The 21,314-nt window shown below is 64.5% G+C and carries 15 protein-coding genes, 1 tRNA gene, 1 other RNA gene and 1 pseudogene; 6 read left to right on the forward strand and 12 right to left on the reverse strand.

Annotated elements, in window-relative coordinates; all coding sequences use genetic code 11:
- Nucleotides 1-81: 81 nt before the first annotated feature.
- Nucleotides 82-1,368, reverse strand: a complete 1,287-nt coding sequence (locus tag ACSYDW_RS15615) for an aspartate kinase (RefSeq protein ID WP_438339656.1) — start codon at nt 1,366-1,368, stop codon at nt 82-84.
- Between the two features lie 311 nt (nt 1,369-1,679).
- Between ACSYDW_RS15615 and ACSYDW_RS15620 the strand changes: the two genes are divergently transcribed.
- Together ACSYDW_RS15620 and ACSYDW_RS15625 are read left to right on the forward strand one after the other, a co-directional pair.
- Nucleotides 1,680-2,627, forward strand: a complete 948-nt coding sequence (locus ACSYDW_RS15620; RefSeq protein ID WP_438339657.1) for an ABC transporter ATP-binding protein — start codon at nt 1,680-1,682, stop codon at nt 2,625-2,627.
- Nucleotides 2,624-3,724 carry an ABC transporter permease gene (locus ACSYDW_RS15625; RefSeq protein ID WP_438339658.1) on the forward strand — a complete coding sequence of 367 codons (1,101 nt, stop codon included), beginning with the start codon at nt 2,624-2,626 and terminating at the stop codon, nt 3,722-3,724. Before ACSYDW_RS15620 ends, ACSYDW_RS15625 begins: the two co-directional genes overlap by 4 nt.
- Before the next feature lie 216 nt (nt 3,725-3,940).
- Here the strand turns inward: ACSYDW_RS15625 and recR are convergent.
- The 5 genes and pseudogenes from recR to ACSYDW_RS15650 form a co-directional block, all read right to left on the reverse strand.
- A pseudogene (recR, locus tag ACSYDW_RS15630) lies at nt 3,941-4,528 on the reverse strand (recombination mediator RecR); the annotation flags it as partial.
- A 96-nt stretch (nt 4,529-4,624) separates the two neighbouring features.
- Nucleotides 4,625-8,125, reverse strand: a complete 3,501-nt coding sequence (locus ACSYDW_RS15635; protein ID WP_438339659.1) for a DNA polymerase III subunit gamma and tau — start codon at nt 8,123-8,125, stop codon at nt 4,625-4,627.
- A 10-nt stretch (nt 8,126-8,135) separates the two neighbouring features.
- Nucleotides 8,136-9,056, reverse strand: a complete 921-nt coding sequence (gene gluQRS / locus ACSYDW_RS15640; RefSeq protein WP_438339660.1) for a tRNA glutamyl-Q(34) synthetase GluQRS — start codon at nt 9,054-9,056, stop codon at nt 8,136-8,138.
- A 49-nt stretch (nt 9,057-9,105) separates the two neighbouring features.
- Nucleotides 9,106-9,202: signal recognition particle sRNA small type (gene ffs / locus ACSYDW_RS15645), an RNA gene on the reverse strand.
- A gap of 40 nt (nt 9,203-9,242) precedes the next feature.
- Nucleotides 9,243-10,562, reverse strand: coding sequence for an HNH endonuclease (locus ACSYDW_RS15650; protein WP_438339661.1), 1,320 nt, complete (start codon nt 10,560-10,562; stop codon nt 9,243-9,245).
- A gap of 427 nt (nt 10,563-10,989) precedes the next feature.
- Between ACSYDW_RS15650 and ACSYDW_RS15655 the strand changes: the two genes are divergently transcribed.
- Both ACSYDW_RS15655 and ACSYDW_RS15660 read left to right on the forward strand, forming a co-directional pair.
- Nucleotides 10,990-11,074: transfer RNA gene (locus ACSYDW_RS15655), tRNA-Ser, on the forward strand.
- Between the two features lie 339 nt (nt 11,075-11,413).
- Nucleotides 11,414-12,193: a response regulator transcription factor gene (locus ACSYDW_RS15660; RefSeq protein WP_438339662.1), complete on the forward strand. Its 780-nt coding sequence runs from the start codon at nt 11,414-11,416 to the stop codon at nt 12,191-12,193.
- Between the two features lie 30 nt (nt 12,194-12,223).
- Here the strand turns inward: ACSYDW_RS15660 and ACSYDW_RS15665 are convergent, their stop codons facing one another.
- The 3 genes from ACSYDW_RS15665 to ACSYDW_RS15675 form a co-directional block, all read right to left on the reverse strand.
- Nucleotides 12,224-12,589: an Hpt domain-containing protein gene (locus tag ACSYDW_RS15665; protein ID WP_438339663.1), complete on the reverse strand. Its 366-nt coding sequence runs from the start codon at nt 12,587-12,589 to the stop codon at nt 12,224-12,226.
- A 308-nt stretch (nt 12,590-12,897) separates the two neighbouring features.
- Entirely contained in the window at nt 12,898-14,610 is a 1,713-nt protein-coding gene (locus tag ACSYDW_RS15670) for a sensor histidine kinase (protein WP_438339664.1), read from the reverse strand.
- Nucleotides 14,611-14,893: 283 nt separating this feature from the next.
- Complete coding sequence (locus tag ACSYDW_RS15675; protein WP_438339665.1) at nt 14,894-15,919, reverse strand: isopenicillin N synthase family dioxygenase; 1,026 nt, start codon at nt 15,917-15,919, stop codon at nt 14,894-14,896.
- A 181-nt stretch (nt 15,920-16,100) separates the two neighbouring features.
- Here ACSYDW_RS15675 and ACSYDW_RS15680 point away from each other — a divergent pair, with 181 nt between their 5' ends.
- Together ACSYDW_RS15680 and ACSYDW_RS15685 are read left to right on the forward strand one after the other, a co-directional pair.
- Nucleotides 16,101-16,400 carry a type II toxin-antitoxin system VapB family antitoxin gene (locus ACSYDW_RS15680; protein WP_387530487.1) on the forward strand — a complete coding sequence of 100 codons (300 nt, stop codon included), beginning with the start codon at nt 16,101-16,103 and terminating at the stop codon, nt 16,398-16,400.
- 6 nt (nt 16,401-16,406) lie between these two features.
- Nucleotides 16,407-17,081 carry a LytR C-terminal domain-containing protein gene (locus ACSYDW_RS15685; protein WP_438339666.1) on the forward strand — a complete coding sequence of 225 codons (675 nt, stop codon included), beginning with the start codon at nt 16,407-16,409 and terminating at the stop codon, nt 17,079-17,081.
- Nucleotides 17,082-17,084: 3 nt separating this feature from the next.
- On the opposite strand, the gene ACSYDW_RS15690 is transcribed toward ACSYDW_RS15685, so the two are convergent.
- The 3 genes from ACSYDW_RS15690 to ACSYDW_RS15700 form a co-directional block, all read right to left on the reverse strand.
- Nucleotides 17,085-17,807: a DsbA family oxidoreductase gene (locus ACSYDW_RS15690; protein WP_438339667.1), complete on the reverse strand. Its 723-nt coding sequence runs from the start codon at nt 17,805-17,807 to the stop codon at nt 17,085-17,087.
- Between the two features lie 200 nt (nt 17,808-18,007).
- Nucleotides 18,008-19,372, reverse strand: a complete 1,365-nt coding sequence (locus tag ACSYDW_RS15695) for an amino acid permease (protein ID WP_438339786.1) — start codon at nt 19,370-19,372, stop codon at nt 18,008-18,010.
- A 336-nt stretch (nt 19,373-19,708) separates the two neighbouring features.
- Nucleotides 19,709-20,920: an MFS transporter gene (locus ACSYDW_RS15700; protein WP_438339668.1), complete on the reverse strand. Its 1,212-nt coding sequence runs from the start codon at nt 20,918-20,920 to the stop codon at nt 19,709-19,711.
- Between the last annotated feature and the right edge of the window lie 394 nt (nt 20,921-21,314).

Below are 21,314 nucleotides of genomic sequence, written 5' to 3' on the forward strand. Positions count from 1 at the left end.
AAAAAAAATTGGGGGGGGGGGCGGGGGGGGGCCCCACACCCCCCCCCCCCCCCCCCCCCCACCACGGTGCCTCGTTTGGGCCTAGCGGCCGGTGCCGCCGTAGACGGTTGCCTCGTCGTCGGAATCCAGGTCGAACGCGGCGTGGATGGCGCGGACCGCGGTGTCCAGCTTGTTGGCGTCGGTGACGATCGAGATGCGGATCTCCGAGGTGGAGATCATGTCGACGTTCACGCCGGCCTGGTGCAGGGCCTCGAAGAAGGTGTAGGAGACGCCCGGGTTCGAGCGCATGCCCGCACCGATCAGGGACAGCTTGCCGACGTTCTCGTTGTAGGAGATGTCCTCGAAGCCGATTTCCTCCTGCGCGGCGCGCAGGGCATCCTGCACGTCCTTGCCGTCAACCATGGGCAGGGTGAAGGAAATGTCGGTGCGCCCGGACCCGGAGGTCGAGAAGTTCTGCACGATCATGTCGATGTTGGCGTGGGCACCGGCGATCACACCGAAGATCTGGGCGGCCTTGCCCGGGATGTCGGGAACGCCGACGACGGTGACCTTGGCTTCGGAACGGTCATGGGCTACGCCGGAGATGATGGGCTGTTCCAAGGGTTCTCCTTCTTGGATCTTGATCTGGTCATCGGGGCTGGGGAGGACCCAGGTCCCTTCGTTGCTGCTGAAGGACGAGCGCACATGCAATGGAACCCCAAAGCGACGTGCGTATTCAACGCAGCGCAGGTGCAGGATCTTGGCGCCTGAAGCCGCCATTTCCAGCATTTCCTCGCTGGAAATCGTGTCGATCTTGTGGGCGGTCGAGACCACGCGTGGATCGGCCGTGTACACGCCGTCGACGTCGGTGTAGATTTCGCAGACGTCGGCGCCCAGGGCTGCGGCCAGGGCCACCGCGGTGGTGTCGGATCCGCCGCGGCCCATGGTGGTCACGTCGTTGGATTCCTTGCTCATGCCCTGGAACCCGGCGACGATGGCCACGTAGCCGCGGTCGATCGCACGGCGCACCCGCTGCGGGGAAACCTCGATGACGCGGGCCTTTCCATGGATGGAGTCGGTCATCACGCCGGCCTGGGAACCGGTGAACGACGCGGCCTTGGCGCCCAGCCCGTCGATGGCCATCGCCAGCAGGGCCATGGAGATGCGTTCGCCGGCGGAGAGGAGCATGTCCATTTCGCGTGCCGGCGCCTCTTCGGTCAGCTGGCCGGCCAAATCCAGCAGGTCGTCGGTGGTGTCGCCCATGGCGGAGACAACGACGACGACTTCGTGGCCGGCGGACTTGGTGTCAATAATCCGGCGGGCAACACGTTTGATGCCTTCGGCATCGGAAACGGACGATCCGCCGAATTTCTGGACAATCAGGCTCATGCGTCAGCACACTCCATGGTGGGGGGTTTCTCAAATCTGGGAAGGACACCGCAGGCGCGGCATCGGATTCAGTTTAGCCATTGTGGTGCACGACCCCGGCAATAGATGACCACGATGGGTCATAAACGACGCACGCGCTGGTCTGATTGCTTGGTCGAATGTCGCGTGGGTCACTTCGTGCCCAATGGCCCGTCCCGGAATCAGCGATTACGTCGATTCGATAACGAAACTCCGTCAAACCGGACGTGACAGGGCATGGTGCGTAGGGTTGGGGGCAACGTTCACGTCCTGAAACGGGGAAGCAGCAGCTCATGGAACCAGAAGACCCACGCCCCGGCGGCATCCTCGCCAGCGGCCTCGCACGCTCGTTCGGGCCGGTGCAGGCCGTCGAAAACATCGACTTCCGGGCGGAACCCGGAGAGGTCACGGCGCTGATCGGACCCAACGGTTCCGGGAAGACCACGCTGCTGCTGATGCTCGCCTCGCTGCTGCACCCTGACCGCGGATCCATCTCCGTCGCCGGACTCGATCCGTCGACGAACCCGCGCGCCGTGCGTGCGGTGCTTGGCTGGATGCCGGACACCCTCGGCGCCTGGGAGGCGCTGACCGGCCGCGAGATCCTCAAGACCGTTGCCGCGCTCTACGGCATGGACAAGCAGCGCGCTGCGGTCCGTGCGGCGGAATTGCTCGAGCTGGTGGACCTCGGCGACCTGGCCGACGCCCCCGCCCGGGTGTTCTCGCGGGGCCAGGCACAGCGGCTGTCGCTGGCCCGCGCACTGATCAACGACCCCGCAGTGCTCCTGCTCGACGAGCCGGCCAGCGGGCTGGACCCGGGAGCCCGGGTCCAGCTGCGGGTGTTGCTCCGGCAGCTTGCCGATGCCGGGAAGACCGTGGTGATCAGCTCCCACGTGCTGGCGGAGCTGGACGAGATGGCCGATGCCGCGGTGTTCATCTCCAAGGGCCGCACCGTGCGCAGCCAGACGCTGGCCGAGGCCGGGGAACAGGCCCGCGGCTACACCATCGCCACGCTCGACGTCCCCGCGCTGCGCCGGGTGCTCGAGGAAAACCAGGTGCAGGCCACCTACCAGCACGACCTCGACTCGCCCCGCGGCAGCGCCAAGGCCACCCTGGCCTCCGAGACCGAAGCGGCGTCACTGCTCAACGTGCTCGTCACGGCGGGCGTGCCTGTCACGGCCTTCGCCCCGTCAGCCGGCCTGCTTGAAGAAACCTACCTGAGCCTCGAGGAAGGAGCGCCATGAGCGCCCCCGTCACGCAACGCCCCGCCGAAGCGGGCCCTGCCCTGGGCTTCCTTGCCGGCGTCGGAACGATCTTCAGGCTGGAAATCCTCCAGCGCGTGAGGAGCCGAGGCTGGTACATCATGCTGGCGATCTGGTTCGCGGTGATTGCCTCAGTGGTGGCCCTGTCGGCGGCCACGGTCGGTGCCGAGTCCTTCGGCCAGGGCCAGGTCATGTTCGAGCTGGTCGTCGCGTTCGTCCTGTTCTTCGGGATGCTCATTGCCCCGGCGCTGAGCTCCAACTCCATCACCGGAGACAGGGCCAACGGCACCCTCGCGATCCTGCAGAACACCCTGCTCACCCCGGGGCAGCTGCTCGTGGGCAAGTGGCTTGCCGCATGGGTCGCCTCGCTGGGCTTCCTGGCGGTGACGATCCCGCTGATCGGCTGGGCCATGACCTACGGGGACGTGTACCTGCCCGGGGCGCCGGTGCTCCTGGGCATGCTGGCCCTGGAGCTGGCGGTTGTCTGCGCGATAGGCGTCGGCGTCTCGGCGCTGGCCAACCGGACCCTCTTCGCCGTGATGGTCTCCTACCTGCTGGTCGCGATGCTTGGCCTCGGGACGCTGATTGGCTACGGACTGAGCATGGAACTGGTCAGGAGCGAGGTCATGGTCTCCGAACAGGTCTGGCCCGATGAATACATCAACGGGGAAGGCGCTGTCGTGTGGGACGAAAACAACTACACCTGCGGGTCGGCGCTGTATCCGCAGACCACCTACGCGACCGAGCGGAACACCTGGCTGCTGGCCGCCAACCCGTTCGTGGTGGTGGCCGATGCGGTGCCGCGCCCGGCGGTGGACCCAGGGGACGACTCGTTCAACGCGATGGGGCCGATGGGCGCCATCAGCGAAGGCGTGCGCATGTCCCAGGGCGGGCAGACCTACAACACGCCGTGCCTCAACGGCGTCAAGAGCGAGGTGCAGGCGCCGGCCGATTCGGTCCCGCTGTGGCCGTTGGGCCTGGGCCTGCAGCTGCTGCTGGCCGGCGGCCTGCTGTTGGCGGGCCGCCGCAAGTTGCGGACCCCTGCCGGACGGCTGGCCTCGGGAACGCGCATCGCCTAGTCCCGGCCGCCGTTTTCGCCGGCCGGGGTTGAAACGGGAGAGTTCAGCCGAGCGGGTTGAGCAAAACCCGGTTCAGCCGAGCGTGGTTCAGCCGGCGGAGACAGTGCCCGGGGCGTCGGGGACCGGTGCTCCGGACACCGGGGTGCTTGCCGCGGCAGCCGGAGCCGCAGCCGGTGCCGAGCGGACCGGCGGGACCACAGGGGCGGCCGGAGCCGTCGAGCGGCGTCCCTCGATGGCCCGGGCAAGGGTCACCTCGTCGGCGTATTCCAGGTCCCCGCCCACCGGGAGCCCGGAGGCCAGGCGGGTGATTTCGATGCCCAGCGGGCGCAATGTGCGGGTCAGGAACGTGGCCGTGGCCTCGCCCTCGAGGTTCGGGTCCGTGGCCAGGATGATCTCGGTGATGCGCTCGTCGCCCAGCCGGGCCACGAGTTCGCGGATATGCAGCTGCTCGGGCCCGATCCCGTTAATGGGGTTGATGGCCCCGCCGAGCACGTGGTAACGCCCGGTGAAGGCGCGGGTACGCTCGATCGCCATGACATCCTTGGACTCCTCGACCACGCAGATCACCGAGTCGCTGCGGCGCTCGTCGCGGCAGATCCCGCAGGTCTCGGATTCGGAGACGTTGAAGCAGACGCTGCAGAACTTCACGCGTTCCTTGACCACGCGGATGGACTCGGAGAGGCGCTTCATGTCCTCGGGGTCCGCCTCGAGGATGTGGAAGGCGATGCGCTGCGCGGACTTCGGGCCGATCCCCGGAAGCCTGCCCAACTCGTCAATGAGTTCCTGGACTGCGCCTTCGTACACTTGCGTTCACACTGCCTAATGTTGCTGTTCGCGATAACTGACCGTGGGTGAGACTACACGTCCCGCGCGACACTTACGTGAAGGCGCCCGCGGGGACTAGCGGATCCTGTCCGGGCGGTCGACCACGTTGCCCTGCGGATCGCGCTCCTCGATGACCCGGCCCTTGAGGATGCGCTCGATGGCCGGAACACCGATCAGCGACGAGTCCTCGATGGCGATGTCGTCGTCGCTGGGAACGAATTCCGTATCCTCCGATTCTACCGGCGCCTGCTGGGCAGGAGCGGGTTGGGCCGGCTCCGGGGTGGGGCGAGGGCGCGCGAAATCTGGGGCATCCGCGGGGTTGCCCCAGGCCCCGGCGGCGGGGTCGGTGGGAACCTGCGGTGCGGCATACGAGCTGCCCGGGGCATCGGGTACGCCAGCGGCGCGGTTCATGAGCCGCTGGTAGCGGCTGAGCTTCCCGTCAGGTCCCGGTGCGTTCGATGCCGGGGCCGTACTTGTGCCGGGAACGGCGGCCGGCGCGGGCACCGGCATGCCCCACGTGGCGGCCGGTGCGCCCGGCGGTGGGGCAACGGGCCTGTCGGCAGCACCCAGCGAGGGAGCCGGTGCGACGTACCCCTTGGGGGTCGCCGGAGGTGCGATCGGGGCGAGTGATTCCGCCGCCGCACGCGGTGCCGGGGCAGCGGTTCCCGAGCCCCAGGCGGGTTCCGGGGAAGCAGGAGCGGTGCCGACCTCGGCATCCCATTCGGGCACGGGGACCGAGGAGGCGTCCCAGTCCCCGCCGGCGTCGTCCCACGGCTCCGAGTCGTAGGTGGGTTCCGGGCCGTATCCCGGGTCGTCGTCGCCAAAGGGAGGCGACGACTGCGCGGGGGAAGCGGGCGACGAAGCTGACTGTGCCGTACGGGGCGCCGGGGCGGGCGCCGCCGGCGCAGGGGCCACGGGTGCCGGTGCGGCAGGGGCGGGCGCCGCGGGTTCCCGGGGGAACACGGGCACACCGGTGGCCGTCGGCTGCGGCCGGGACGGTTGCTGGGCAACCCGGTCCTGGGCAGGTTCGGGCGCGGCAGCCCGGACCGGGGCGGGGGCCGCCGGCTGCGGTGCTGCGTGCGGGGTTCCCCAACCCGATGAAGCGGGTGCGCTTGCACCGGGGGAGGAAGTGGCGGCGTGCTGCTGTGGTGCGGGTTCAGCTGGACTCGGGGTCACCGCCGGCTCGGGCCGGCGATCAGCTTTTGGGCCCGAACCACCCGCCGGTGCGGACCCTCCCGCGACGATGGCCAACTCGACCTGGACACCCAGGACCTTCTGGATGCTTTGGCCGAGGATGGAGATGTGCTCGGGCCGCGAGGTGAACGCGGTCAACGCGCCCGGGTTGGCGAAGCTGACAGTCAGCGTACGGCCGTCGAAGCCGGTGACCGCGGCATGCGGTGCCACCGTCATCCACAGGAACCGCTTGGCGTTCTTGAGCTCCTCGAGGATGTCAGGCCAGGCGCGGCGGAACATCTCCACCGACCCGGCGCCGCCGGCGTGAGCCGCTGCTCCGGGTGCCTGGGAAACCTGCTCGGCGGATGGCTGCTGGGCCTGTCCCGGGTGCTGCTGCGGCGCGCCCTGCTGGGTTGGCGCCTGCTGGAACTGCGGAGGGCGTTGCTGCTGCTGGGACGGTGACTGCTGCTGGCGTTGCTGCTGGGCCTGTTGTTGCGCCGCCAGTTGTTGTGCAGCCTGCTGCTGGGCCGCGCGCTCCTGGTCGGCGGCTTCCTGGGCGGCGCGCTGTTCCCGGGCCGCGGATTCGCGGGCGGCCTGTTCCTGGGCGGCTCGCTGTTCGGCTGCGGCCTGTTCGCGGGCAGCCTGCTCCTGGCGGGCCCGCTCCTGGGCCTCGCGTTCCTTCGCGGCCTTTTCCTCCATGGCACGCTTGGTGAACTCGGCCATGGCCTGGTTCTGCTGGATCGGTGCGGGCGCCGCGGCGGGCGCGGGTACGTCGTCCCCGGACTCTCGTTCGCGATCGGGCAGGATGCTGAACGGCGGCACGTCCGCCGGCGGGTTCACCGGCGTGCTGTGGGCGGGTGCAACGGGCTGTGTCACGGGGTTGGCAGGCGCATCGGGCACAGGTCCCCAGGTGCCTCCCCAATCGGCGGAATTCTCGGAGTCGTCCGTCGGTGCTGGGGTTGCGGGTGCCTGGGCTGCAGGAGCCGCGGGGGTTTCCGGGGCGGAAGCAGCCGGAACGGGAGCGGACTCCCGAGCGGGTGTTTCAGGTGCCGGGGTTGCCGGTGCCGCGGGTGCCGGAGCTGCGGCACCGCCCGATTTCTGGGCCCGCGCAGCACGCAGTGCCTCGCGCACCGCTGCGGCTCCCTGGCCCTGGTTGTCCGACTCCATGCCGGAAGAAGCATCGGATGCGTATCCGGCGTGGCCGGAATCCCCGACCGGTGCCGGCGGGAGGTCGTCGCCGGCGTAAGCCAGGCGGCGTTCGACCCGGTCCATGCGCGCGTTGAATCCGCGCTCGCTGGCGTCGGATGCAGGCAGCAGCAAACGGGCGCAGAGCAGCTCGAGGTGCAGGCGCGGCGAGGTGGCACCGGACATTTCGGTCAGTCCGGTGTTCGTGACATCGGCCCAGCGGCTGAGCTCGGCCTGGCCCAGCCCCGCGGCCTGGGCCTGCATGCGGTGCAGCTGGTCCTCGGGCAGGCCCCGGATGATCTGCGAGGCGTTCTCGGGGACGGCGCGCACGATGATCAGGTCGCGGAAGCGCTCCAGGAGGTCCTCGACGAAGCGCCGCGGGTCGTGCCCGGTCTGGATGACGCGGTCCACCGCGCCGAACACGGTGGCTGCGTCCCCGGCGCCCAGGGCATCGACGACGTCGTCAAGCAGCGAGGCGTGCGTGTAGCCAAGCAGCGACACCGCCAGCTCGTAGTCCAGGCCGTCGGGTCCGGCACCGGCGATCAGCTGGTCCAGCACGGAGAGCGAGTCGCGTACCGATCCGCCGCCGGCACGGATGACCAGCGAGAGCACGCCGGGGGCCACGGCGACGCCCTCGGCCTCGCAGAGGTGCTCGAGGTACTTGATCAGCGGTTCGGGCGGAACCAGGCGGAACGGGTAGTGGTGGGTGCGCGAACGGATCGTGCCGATGACCTTGTCCGGCTCGGTCGTCGCGAAGATGAACTTGATGTGCTCCGGCGGCTCTTCGACGATCTTCAGCAGGGCGTTGAAGCCGGCCGAGGTGACCATGTGGGCCTCGTCGATGATGAAGATTTTGTAGCGGTCGCGCACCGGGGCGAACGTGGCACGCTCGCGCAGGTCACGGGCGTCGTCCACGCCGCCGTGGGAGGCGGCATCGATCTCGATGACGTCGAGCGAACCCGGTCCGCCGCTGGCCAACTCGACGCAGCTGGGGCAGGTGCCGCACGGGGTCGGCGTCGGGCCCTGGGCGCAGTTCAGGCAGCGCGCCAAGATGCGGGCGGAAGTGGTCTTGCCACAACCGCGCGGACCGGAGAAGAGGTAGGCATGATTGACCCGGTTCTTGTCCAGGGCCGTCATCAGCGGTGTGGTGACATGTTCCTGCCCGATCACGTCCGCGAAATTGTCGGGACGGTAGCGACGGTAAAGGGCTGTACTCACGATGGCCACCCTATCGGTTTTCCGGTGCCGAGCGCATCCCGCGCCGTCCACCCGGATCGGTTGTGAAGACCCACGGTTCCGTGGGCAGAAGTGCTGGGTCGAAGGCCGCCAATGCGGCATCAAGCGACGTGGTCGGCAGATCCAGCGAGGCCAGCATCATGGACCTCGCTTCCTCCGGGTCGACGCCGTGGGCGGACAGCTGGCCCAGTGTGACAGACCCGTCGCGCTTGGCCAGCCGCTTCCCCTCGGCGTTCAGGGCCAGTGGGACGTGGGCGTAGCTCGGTGCGGCATACCCCAGGAGCGAAGCCAGGTAGGCCTGGCGCGGTGCCGAGGAAAGCAGGTCGTCTCCGCGCACGACCTGGTCGATGCCCTGCACGCCGTCGTCGACAACGACCGCCAGGTTGTACGCGGGAACACCGTCGTTGCGCAGAACCACAAAGTCGTCGACGACCCCGGTGAAGGGCCCGTGCAAGGCATCGGTGATGGTGAACTCGATGGTTTCGCTGCGCAGGCGCAGGGCGGCCGGGCGTGTCAGGCGCTTGGCGTCCCGCTCGGATTCGGTCAGGTTGCGGCAAGTGCCGGGATAGGTTCCGGGTGCGGCGTGCGGCGCGCTGCCGGCCTCGGCAATGTCCCGCCGGGTGCAGAAGCACTCGAAGAGCAGGTTGCGGGAACGCAGTTCCTCGATTGCTGCTGCGTAGAGGGGCATGCGTTCGCTTTGGCGGACAGTAGGCCCATCCCACTCAAGGCCGATGGCGCGCAGGTCGGCGAGCTGGAGTTCTTCCGCCCCGGCCCGGGCACGGTCCAGGTCTTCGACACGCATCAGGAATTCGCGTTGCGTGGAACGGGCGAACAGCCAGGCCAGGATCGCTGTGCGGAGGTTGCCGAGGTGGAGCTCCCCTGAAGGGCTGGGAGCGAATCGACCGGCACCCATGACTACTCCTTTTCAATCCCTCAGGCAGCAACCGCAACCCCGGGCAGACAGTAAAAGCCCCTCATGCACCTGCCAGAGCCCATCTACCCTTGCTACCTTCCGGTCCTGGGGGAGTTCAACAGGATGACACCACATGAGGGGCCGTTGAAAAGTCTACCCGAGGATTGCCCGTGGTTGAAAATCGGCCTAAGAGCCTGGCTCGTTCTCCGGGAAACCCGGGATCGCCTCGGAATCGCCCCACCCCAGAAGGCGCCGGGTCTGCTGGTCAAGGGGCAGCGGGGGCAGCATGAGCTGCCGCGGCTCGGGCTCGGGATTCAGCGGCCCGGGATGGATCAGGCCATCAGGCAGTTCCAACTGGGTGATCCCGTGGGGCGTTCGCCACTTGATTGACCCGTTGCCCAAGTGCACGGCCTCCCAGCCCAGCACGTGCTTGTAGACCTGGTGCCGTTTGCAGAGGTACTCGGCGTTTTCCCGGGACGTCTCACCGCCTTTGGCCCAGGCTTCGATGTGGTCGACTTCTGATAGCAGCGGGGCGCGGCGGCATCCCGGGAATCTGCAGTGTCCGTCGCGAACCCGCAGGAAATCCCGAAGCGCCTTGGACGGCTTGTAGCGCTTGCGTCCGAGATCCAGGATGGAACCGGTCCATGGATCGGTGAGGATTGGCTTCAGGGAGGGAGCCTTGGCGGCAAGCCTCAGGGCTACCCCCAGTGGGACGGGGCCGTAGCCTTCAAGGTCGGCGATGCCCCGCTCCGGGTTCGTCAATAGCTCTAGGGCGGGGATTGTCAGGCCAACAAACATGCCCGCGCACTGGCGCTTTCCGCCCGGCCAGCCGTCGATCAGGCTGTCACGGAACACGTCCGCACGAAGCTGCCCGACATGCCGTACTTCCTCGGCGTCCATGAGGCGCCCGACATGGGCATTAACGGTGTTGTAGATCGCCAGGACGTCTTCCGCCGGCAGGTATGCCTGAAGGACCGCCATTCCGTCGGATTCCGGCCACCACATCAACGAACGTCCGCCCTCCGCCCTCGAACGTCGGTGGGCAGCGGGTTCGGGATGGAGGCGCTCGCGCTGACGCTTGATCCGGAGCGCCATGGAGGAATCCGAGGCGGTCAGGGCCGAAGGTAGCATCGACGTTTCGATTTGCCGGGCGGTGCTCGCAGGGATTCCCTGGGTTTGCTTGACGAGGGCGCCGGCAGTGCGGCCGGTGATGCTTCCCCGACAAAGTTCGAAGAGTGACTTGTCATGGACGTATCGAAGGCCTTCTGCCGTGGCGAGACGGTTGAATGTGGTTCTTTCGGAGGTCCGGGTGACCATGGCGGCCTCCGCCACGAATGACGAACGGTTCAGGTCCTGGTCCAATCGGGAGATGGGGTAGCCGTGTTCCTCCACTTCCCGCTTGTAGTCAAAAAGCGTCGGGTTTTCTTCCGAGAGGGGAGTCGGCAGGCCGCGCTGGACCATTTCACTGGTGTCGGCCAGGAGCATTGCCTCAAGGCCATCGAGCATTGACCGTATGCGGCCGATTTGCCGCAATTGTTCCAACCCTTCGGAAGGGGTCATGGGGTATGGCTGCGATGTGACCTTGGTAACCGCGGATTGCAGGGGTTCCGTGGCGAGGAACCGCTCGACGCCTGCAATCCACGTTCCGTCGTCGCCGCAGAAAATGCGCGATCCGGCAGGTGGTATGCCGGCGCTCTCCGGCTCCATGTTCATCTGGTGAGCGGCGAGTTTTCCCATGTTTCATTGCACCACGGGCCCCTTGGCGGGCGTTGGCCCGTGCGGGGCTTGTGGAAAACACGGCACTCCCGGAAGCAGCGGCAATCGCGGTGACCAAGCAGTCTCCTGCGTCATGTCGGCAACACGCTCGTGAAACCCCGATTCGTCGTCTCCGGAAATGTCCGCTATGCTTGAACCTGCCCGAATAGGGCAAGCTGGAGGATTCGCCTAGCGGCCTATGGCGCACGCCTGGAACGCGTGTTGGGTTCACGCCCTCGGGGGTTCAAATCCCCCATCCTCCGCGGATACGGAATCGGTCTTGACTTGAGAAATCAGGTCAGGGCCGATTTCGTTTTAACTGCTGGATTCCCCAAGTAACCGGGAATGCTCGGTCCGGACCCCGGAATCCTTTTTCGGAATGCCGCAGCGGTCGATCGGGTCGGAGAATGGCGGAAAGTGGCGTTTCTTGCGTCCTATGCAAGCACCAAGAACTACTCGGACATGGGGTTTTGCGCGTCTTTTAGTGAGATCTACGACTCACTCGGGACCGGCTTTATGGTCAAACGGGCAACTTTCAATAGACTTGCGGGAGGCCTGCGCCGTCCCTGGACCGCGCGTCGACTCCGTGAAAGGTGTATGTGATGAGCGATCGCCGTGTTGCAGTTGTCGTCGAGGACGACGACGACATTCGAGGGCTGCTCGAAGTGGTCCTGCTGCAGTCGGGATTTGACGTTCACTCCACGCATTCAGGAGTCAATGGCGTCGCCCTGGTGGAATCCCGTCGCCCCGACCTTGTGACCCTGGACTTGGGTCTCCCGGACATCGACGGGTTCGAAACGGCGCGCCGGATTCGGACCATCTCCGACGCCCACATCGTCATGCTGACCGCCCGTTCCGACGAGATCGATACGATCCTGGGGCTGGAAGCCGGGGCTGACGAGTACGTCACCAAGCCCTTCAAGCCGCGTGAGCTTCGTGCGCGCGTCGATGCCATCATGCGCCGACGCAACAGCCAAGCGGCATCGACGAACAACTCCCCGGTGGTTCGCGTCGAGGCCGGACCTGACAAGCAGCCGGCCCAGGCCGAGCAGGATTTCGTCCGTTCGCTGAACGGGCTCGTGCTCAACCAGTCGACCTACACGGTTGAGGTGGACGGGGAAGCAAAGAACATCACGCCAACCGAATTCACGCTGCTGGATGTGCTGCTGGGTTCCAAGGGACACATCCGTACCAAGACGGAGCTCGTTCGCCGGCTGCGGGACGAGGAATCGGATTCGGGGACCTACGTGTCTTCCGCCGATGAACGATCCGTGGAGGTCCACCTGGGAAACCTGCGCCGGAAACTGGGTGACTCTACCCAGGACCCGCGGTGGATTGAAACGGTTCGCGGTGTCGGCTACCGGTCGGCAGCGAAGCGCTAACCACGGCGATAACTTCGGGAAGCTGGAGCTTTAGCCAAATTCCAGGGCTGATAGGGCTTGAATGGAGCGGCGACCGACGTCGCGAATCATGGCGATCAGTTTGCGCTGCACATCGACGACCTCGTCCCGAAATGCGCCGTGCAACCATTCGGCAAGCTCCGCCAGTTCCCTGGCACCCACCATTGCCGCACCTGATTTCAACGACAATGCTGCATCTTGCCCGGCATCGCTGTTGCAGCTTCCCAGCGCTTCTTCAAGTCGTTTGAGCCGCGTCGGCCACATGGAGCAGAACTGCGCAACAAATCTGGATGTGCAGTCACGGCCCAAGTCTTCAATGAGCTTGTCCAGGGTCTGTGTACACACCACAGAATCTAGTGAACTCAATGGCATCGTCATATTGTCCATCATGGATGGCCAAGCTCATGATCGCCCCCAAGAAACCCTCAAGACAACCTCAAGAATTGACGAATCGAACCTGCGCCATCATTGTGGAAAAGTTGTCCTGACTCTGATGGAGAACTTGATACTCACACGGAATAGTAATAACCAAGCCAGTACAGCGGGTAACCGACTGAATGGGGGAGCCGGGCACATTGAGTGAACCGAAAGAGCCGGACAACTATCGCTAGCGTCTTGGGGGCGAGAGCGTAAAGCGGTTCTTAGCGAGGCGGGTTGCTGATCTTGGGGATCAACAACCCGCCTCGCTAGTTAAGATCGGTGGTCGCCTTCGGCAGGTCGATCGAGGAAGCTACATGGGGGCTTGCGGCCTTCAGCGGCATCCGGACCGTCATCGTGGTCCCGCGTCCAATTTCGCTTACCGCGCTGATGGTCCCCCCGTGAGCCATCACCAGCTCTCGTGTAATGGCCAAGCCCAAGCCGACCCCGGGCAACCCGGACTGCTGTGCATCGCTGCTGCGGAAGAACCTGACGAATAGTTGTTTGAGGTCCGCCTCGGAGATTCCGTGCCCCGTATCGACGACGTGCAGGCAGATTTCGTCGTCGGTGCTTTCCATCGCCACCGTCACCGAACCGCCCCGGTCGGTGTACTTGAGCGAGTTGGAGACGAGGTTATCGACAACCTGCCCCAGACGCAGCGAGTCTCCCAAAACCTGTTCGTGGCAGAGATTCCCCTGAACGAGGTCGATGCCGGCTGCCGCGGCACGGGGAGCCATCGATTCAACGTGGGCCTGTACGACGGCCCCGAAATCCAGATCGGCGACCCGGACCTGGTGGCGCCCGGCAGCCACCGCCAATAGGTCGTTGACCATGCTCAAAAGCCGGTTGGTGTTTCGTGAAATGATTTCCAGCGATTTCCGTGTCTGGGTGCTCAGTTGCGTCTCGTCTTCGAGGAGATCGAGATACCCGAGGATCGAGGTCAACGGCGTGCGCAACTCGTGGCTGACATTTGCCAGGATCCGGTCCTTGGTTTTCGACGCCTCGATCATCGGGGTGACGTTCTTGAACATGATCACCGCACCGTCGTAGGTGCCGGAATCGTCGAAAAGGGACCGTGCCGAGGTGGAGCTGTAGATGGGGTCGTTGAGCGGGCCCAGCGCGATCAGTTCGTCCGTGAATTCCTCTTGGCGGATGGCACGCAGCACCGGCCGGCGGTCGCTCGGCATGAGTTCCGGGCTGGCTTCGAAATTCTGGGAGACGGCTCGCACCAGGAGCTTGTCCTCGGTGGGATCGGGGAGTTCCGCGGGAATCGCGTGGCGATGCTGGAACTGTTGGATTTCATTCATCAACACGTCGTTCCCGTCGCGATCGACGACAACGACGCCCACGTTTGCGGCGTTCAGCACGGCATTGAGCAGGTGCGCCTGGCGTCGGCTGTTGGTCAACGACTCCTGAAGCCTCCGGTTCGTGAGCGAGGTGTTGTACTCGACGATCACGGTGACGCCGGCCAGTGCCAGGATCACCAACGGTATGAGCAACGGACGAACCACGTTCATTGCCGTGAAAGGTATGCCGTTGTGCCATAGCTGGAGCATTGTTGTTGCCAACGGCAGCACGAACGAAAGCAGCAACGTCAACCGGGGGGCGGCCCCGGACCAGGCAAGCCAAAAAATCGGGAAGGCGATCAGGAGCACCAACCCGCTGAGCCAGTAGTAGCCGCCCATGGCGATGAGGGATGCTGCGACCAACCCGGATGCCGGGACGGCCAGGTACGTGAATTCCCACCGGAACCTTTGCCACGGCACCATGAACGCTGCGACGGTGTTAAGCAGCACCAGGATCACGCCGGCGTTGAAAAATGGATCGCCGTAGATTTCCTTGGAGTTGGAGAACAAGGCAAACGTGCAGGCGAAAAGCACAGCGATGAACATCGGCAACTGCGAAAGTGCGACTTTGCGCTGTACTGGAAGATCCGAGAAGGGTTTGCCGCCAGTGACTTTCAGTCCGATGCGGTTAAGCACGCCAGTTGCTTCCTGGCGTGATACATCGGCTGGACGTGTAGCGGTCATGCTCTAAATCATAGTGACTGATTCGGGTCGGCGTTGGCCACATGCGATGGAGCAGAGCCCACGTGAAGAACCGGGTGCCGTTCTGCAGGGACGTGCTGCTTCCCGGCTGCCACCACGGTTCCACGGCAACCGCTCTGTCGGGTGCCGTGGACCGGAAGCCGAAGCCATGTGCCCCGGCCTTGGTGCCTCGGGGACCCGCAGAACATCCGAGGGCACCCGAAGCCGGCGGTGGACCCTATTTCACCAGATCCGGGTAGTGTGCCTGCGCCGTTTGCGGATGTGCACGGAGCCAGCCCTTGAGCACGTTCGCACCGTACGAAGCCAGCATCGGATTTTCCGGGTCGTCTGACACCCCGCGCGCCTGATCGGCGAGCTGGGGTGGCAGCTGCACCGGGTCGATCACCGAATCGAGGCGCGGGGAATAGAAGAAGGGAACCGAATAGCGATCGACGCCCGCCGGAGGCGCAGTGACTCGGTGGATGGTTGCCATCAGGTATCCGTTGGTTGCGACCTCCAGCATTTCTCCAAGGTTCACCACCAGGGCACCGTCAATCGGCTTGACGGAGATCCATTCCTCGTGGCCGTAAGGCTGCACCTCCAGGCCTCCCACCGAGTCCTGGAGCAACAGGGTGATGAAACCGTAGTCGGCATGGGCTCCAACGCCCTGGTTGCCTGCAGCCGGGACGACGCCGCCGCCGACGTAGTGCACAAGCTTGCCCATCCACGCTGGATCGGGGGCAAATGCCTGGGCGAAGTAGTCTTCCTGCAGCCCCATGCCCACTGCTAGGGCGGCCAACAATTCGGCGCCGACCTTCTGCATCAAGTCGGACCATTCCATGGCCACCGTCTTGAGCTGCGGGAACGCCGTGGGCCACTGGTTCGGGCCCTGCAATTTCAAGTAGGGCTTGTCCTCCGGTACGTCCGGCAGGGGCTCCAGATCCGGCCCGAAGTCGATCTGTTCCCGAGAGTCTGCGCGGCCACGGGTGACCTCTGCGCCCAGCCGTGTGTATCCACGGAATTGGGGTGAGGTACGGTTGTCCAGCTCCAGTTTTTCTTCGACAGGTCGCGCAAAGAACTCGGCGATCGTGTCAAGCAGCTTCTGCGAAGTCCCAGGTGCCGCACCGTATCCGGTGATCTGGAAGAAACCGACGTTGTGCGCGGCATCGCGCAGACCGGAAATGAATTCTTCGTTGAAGCTACCGTCGGCGTGACGGGCAGATGACATATCCAAGACCGGTACCGAAGTAAGAACTGTATTCATGACACAAGAATGCACCCGGTTTACTTGAATGTGACAGCTTGCGTTACCTCAAGTTCCGTAGTGTGAATCCATGAGACGAGAGCCTTGACGGAAGCTTTGAAAATACCTAGAAAGCCAACGACTCGAATTATTCTTGGCCGAATCTTGCCACTTATCTACAGAAGTTTCCTAAGCTGGTCAGGTGATCTTCAAATCTGTCGGCGATTCTCGCCCCTATCCGGACCATGGCTACGTGACGCCCAAGGACTGGGCGGCCGTGCCTCCCATGCAAGTTCGATTGGATGAGTTGGTGACCACCAAGAGCACCCTAGATTTGGCTGCGCTGCTGGCCGAGGATTCGACATTCTTCGGCGACCTCTTCCCGCACGTGGTCCAATGGCGAGGCACGCGGTATCTCGAAGACGGACTGCACAGGGCCGTGCGCACCGCACTGCACCAGCGTTCTATCCTGCACGCCCGCGTACTGGTGATCGAGGACTAAACGGACATGGCGCGTGATTCGAACCCGAATGAATGGCATGGGCACCACATCGTCACCGAAGACGAGCTGGCCAGCCCGGAGTTCAGCGCCGATCCCAAGACAAAAAGGCATCGAATCATACGCCACGGCGTTATTCTCTCCGTGGCGCTCGTGCTTCTTGCCGGGGCCTTGGTGCTGGCCTACCTGGTGAATACACGTGTCATCGTCATCGACGCCCTCGAACCCAAGCCGGTGGCCGAGGCCCCGGTAGCACCGAACAGCGCCTGTCCAAGGGACCAATTCGACTACGTTGAACCGTCCAAGATGAAGGTCAACGTCATGAACGGAACACAGATTGCGGGGCTTGCAGGTGCCTCTGCCACGAAACTCGGGCAACGGGGATTCAAGGTGGGGGAAGTAGGAAATGCCCGGCTGTCCAAGACCAATGTCGTCGGCGCGGTGACCTCGGGCCCCGAAGGGTATGCGCAGGCAATGACGGTTCAGCGCCATATCAAGGGGTTGACCTATGTGTTTGATCCCAAGCGAAAAGGAAAGACCGTCGACTTGGTGATCGGCACCAAGTACAAAAAGCTGGTCAAGGAAACCAAGGTCAACACCAATCCCGGGAAGCTTGGATGCACCAGCAAAAAGAAATCGACGGCCCCGGCCGAGCCGGAGCCGTCGAAGTCGGCCAAGGAGTAGCGGCTAGTTGCAGCCGTCGGGGCCACAGACCTCGCCGTCGGCAGATGGCGTATCCATCATCTGCAACTGGCTTCCGCCGATTTCCTTCCATACCTGGCTGAGCGCCTGTTCGAATACCTCGGACGGCTGGGCGCCGGAAATTCCGTACTTGTTGTCCAGGACAAAGAACGGAACGCCGGTGACACCTATTTCCCGGGCCCGGGTTCCATCGGCACGGACCTCGGCTGCGTACCTGTCCCCGGACAGGACCTCCGCCGACTCCGCGGCGTCGAGTCCCACCTGATCGGCGATACGCTGGAGGGTTTCCTTGTCTCCCGTATCCAGGCCCTTTTCGAAGTGGGCCGACAGCAATGCTTCCTTCATCACGTCGCCCATGTTGCGCTCCTTGGCCAACGCCAGCAGGCGCAGGGCCGTGAAAGAGTTCGCTGGGCGCAGGGCGTCGAAGTCGTACTTCAAGCCTTCTGCTGCGGCCTGGCCGGTCACGTGCTCAAGCATGCCGGCGACCTGGTCTGCCGGCATGCCCTTGGCCTTGACCAGGTAGTCTAGTTCGCTTCCCTCGTAGTGGTCCGGCAGCGACGGATCGAGCTGGAAGGCATGCCATTTCACGTCGATGTTGGCGCCGAACGGCAAAGCCTCCACGGCCTTTTCGAAGCGGCGCTTGCCAATGAAGCACCAGGGGCAGGCGATATCGGAAAAAATGTCAACGCTGAGGCGGGTATCTGTCATGTTTTCGTCAACAGCCGGTGGCCGAAGCCTATTCCCACCTGTGTGGAGAACAACAAACCATGGCGCAGCTCGACGGTGCGCCATTGACAACATATATTCCCGAGGCGAACTATAAGGAAATTCCCTGAGATCCCGCGCAAACAAACGATGCCGCCCACTGGCCGTGGGCGGCATCGTTTGCTCTCGTCCCGTTGGGGATGCTAACGAGCGTCCCCGGAGGCATATTCGAGCCCGGTTTCGTCAACGAGCTCCGCCCGTTGGTGGCCCTTGCCGCGGACCCACAGCTTGTAGGCGACGAAGAGCAATCCGATCCAGACGGTCCCCACGATCAGTGCGACTCGGGTGTCCGGGACGATGCCGAGCAGCACAATCACAAAGCCCATGAAGGCCAACGCAGCGTAGGAGGCCGCAGGCCACCATGGCGAGGGGAACTCGGAGGCCGGAAGGTTGTCGCGGACAATCGCTCGCTTCATGGCAATGTGCGAGAGCAGGATCATGACCCACACCCACACGGTTGCGAAAGTCGCGATCGATGCGATGATCAGGAACAGCGATTCGGGCATCACCGCATTGAGCCACACGCCCAGTAGCAGGACGATGCCCATGACCAATACCGTCATCCAGGGCACGCCGTTGCGCGAAATCCTGGCGAAGGAAGCCGGGGCGTGGCCCTGCTGAGCCAGACCGAACATCATGCGCCCTGCGCCGAAGATATCTGAATTGATGGCGGAGATCGCCGCCGTGATGACTACCGCGTTGAGGATGTGTGCCGCGGCGGGAATGCCCAGGTTGTCGAAGATCTGCACGAAGGGGCTGCCTTCGGTGCCGATCTGGTTCCACGGGTAGATCATCATGAGGATGCCCAGGGTGCACACGTAGAAGAGCAGAATGCGCACAGGCACGGTGTTGATAGCCGCGGGAACGACCTTCTTCGGGTTCTCGGCCTCGCCCGCCGTGATGCCGATGGTTTCAATGCCGCCAAAGGCAAACATCACGATCGAGAACGACGCCAGAAGGCCCCAGAAGCCGTTGGGGAAGAACCCGCCGGACGCGAGCATCGTCCCGATGCCCGGGTTTGCCTCGGCCGGAAGTCCGAAGCCGAAGGCAACGATCAAGGCGCCACCGGCGATCATGGCGATGATCGCGGAAACCTTGATGAGGGAAAGCCAGAATTCCGTTTCGCCGAAGACCTTGACCTTCATGGTGTTCAAGGCGGCAATGAAGAAGATGATCGCCAGGATCCAGATCCACCGGGGCACGTCCGGGAACCAGAAGCCCATGTAGATGCCGAATGCTGTGACGTCGGCGATGGCGACGATGGCCATTTCGAAGGCAAATGTCCAGCCGGTGATGAACCCCGCAAATGGCCCCAGGTACTTCGAGGCGTACTGGCCGAAGGATCCGGACACCGGATGGCGCACTGCCATCTCTCCCAGGGCGCGCATGACCATGAAGACGGCCGCGCCACCAATCATGTAGGCCAGAAGTACGGCTGGACCGGCGGCCTGGATGGCTGCTGCGGAACCATAGAAAAGACCGGTTCCGATGGCCGAACCGAGGGCCATGAACCGGACGTGGCGGACATTGAGTCCGCGGGCTAGCGCCTGGGAAAATTGGGGCACGAAAGTAAACCTTAGGGTGGAAGGGGCTTATCCCATGGTAAGTCTGCGGCCCGGCCCCAACGGTATCCGGTGGTGCGGATCACGCCCCGCATGAGCGCCGTATTCTGGAGCGGTTGGACGAGAAATCCTGCCGGACCTGTGTGAAGCGGTCAAGCGCCGTGGTGGGCGGTTTCCCGGGGCCGAATGCGGACTGCAACGGCAGGGAATCCTGTCAAGGGGTAGTACGTCCTGCCAGGGCCAGGGCCAGGGCCAGGGGCTTCGGCGTCGGCGGCCGGTTCGTCAGGAGGAAACCGCGGCTGTTCCGGACCGATGCCGTCCGTGAACCATGTAGTACAGGCAGATTCCCAAGGCGGCCACAGCGGCGAGGATTCCGAACATGCCGGTGTATCCCAGCATCGGAATTGCAAGGCCCAGGATGACGGGGCCGAAGCCGACACCCAGATCGAGCATGAGGAAGAACGTCGAGGTGGCAACACCCATGTCTGTGGGCGACACCGCGGACACCGCAATCGCCTGGGCACAGGGCATCAGCGCCCCGAAGCCAAGCCCTGTGAGCAGCGCGGCAAGCGCGACGGTGAGGGTGCTGGGTTCGAAGGACAGCATGGCCATGCCTAGGGCAAACACCGCCAGCAAGGGATACATGATCGCGTTGTCGCCGTGCCGGTCCTGGACACGACCGGCAAACAGCCGGGAGAGCAGCACCGTTGCCGCATAGAGGAGGAAGAACCAACTGGCCGCGGCAGGCATCGAACGGGACAGCAGGAACGGCGCCAGGAAGGAAATGATCCCCGAATAGGCGACGCCGCACACGAGGATCACCAGCGAGACGGGCAGCGCCGCAGGACTGACGATCGAGCGCAGGATACTTCCGAGTCGGGCTCCGTGCTGCGGGTGCGCGGGTGCCTTGGCAGGCTCCGGCAACTTCAGCAGAATCCCGATCAGCAGTGCAACCACCGACGAAACGGCGCAGAAGACGAACACGGTGAAGTAGTCGCCGCTCGCCGCCAGGAGCACTGCCAGCAGAGGGCCCGCGGCCGTCGAGAGCGTGCTGGAAAGGCTGAAGTATCCGGTTCCCTCGCTGCGCCGCGCCGGAGGTATGAGTGCCTGGACTGCGGTTGCAAGTGCGGTGTTTCCCGCGCCGAAGGCCATGCCGTGGACAAACCGCAGCACAAGAAGCAGCCACAGCGACCCTGCCGGGATGTACAGCACGGAAACCAGCACGAAAACGGCCAGGGAAACGACCAGCAGCGGCTTGCGGCCGCAGAGGGCCAACAGCTTTCCGGCAACGAGACGGGCCGCGACGGAACCGATGATGAATGCGCTGGAGGCCAGGCCCGCGGCGCTGTCCGAGGCCTGGAAGCGGTCGACCGCATACAGCGCCATCGAGGTCATGAGCAGGTAGAAGACCATGGAAATGAAGAGGTTGGCGGCGGCGGCGAGCACAAAATCCCTGCTGAATAGCTTCGTTGGCGGATTGTGTGGGGTGCTCACCTGGCTCCTTGCGTTTCGTCTTCACGTGCGCGGACCCCGTCGAGGCCCGCTTTCCATTATTGACCCGCTTCGCGGGCGGCCCGCCGCAAACGGGGGCCAAGCTGTTGTGCGATTGGCGACAGTCGGCGCCGCGGCCAGACAGCACGGCACGGATTCGCCGGTGCTCGCCCCGGGCCCGTTCCTGCAGGGGGAATCCGGGAAAGGTATCGACCCCAAGGGGGTAGTGGACCACGGCTTGTGCACGAGGCAGGGGCTTCCGTGCCCATCTCGGGGAAGCCTGTGGAGGGCCCTCGTGAAACCTTGGGACGGCCCCGGCACAGGCAAGGTTTTTCCAAGGTGCCCGGCAGAAGCTGTGGACACTCACGCATTTACGCAATTCAATTTATTGGGGGAG

Origin of the sequence: Paeniglutamicibacter selenitireducens, assembly GCF_051550675.1 — a bacterium.
GTDB lineage: Bacteria > Actinomycetota > Actinomycetes > Actinomycetales > Micrococcaceae > Paeniglutamicibacter.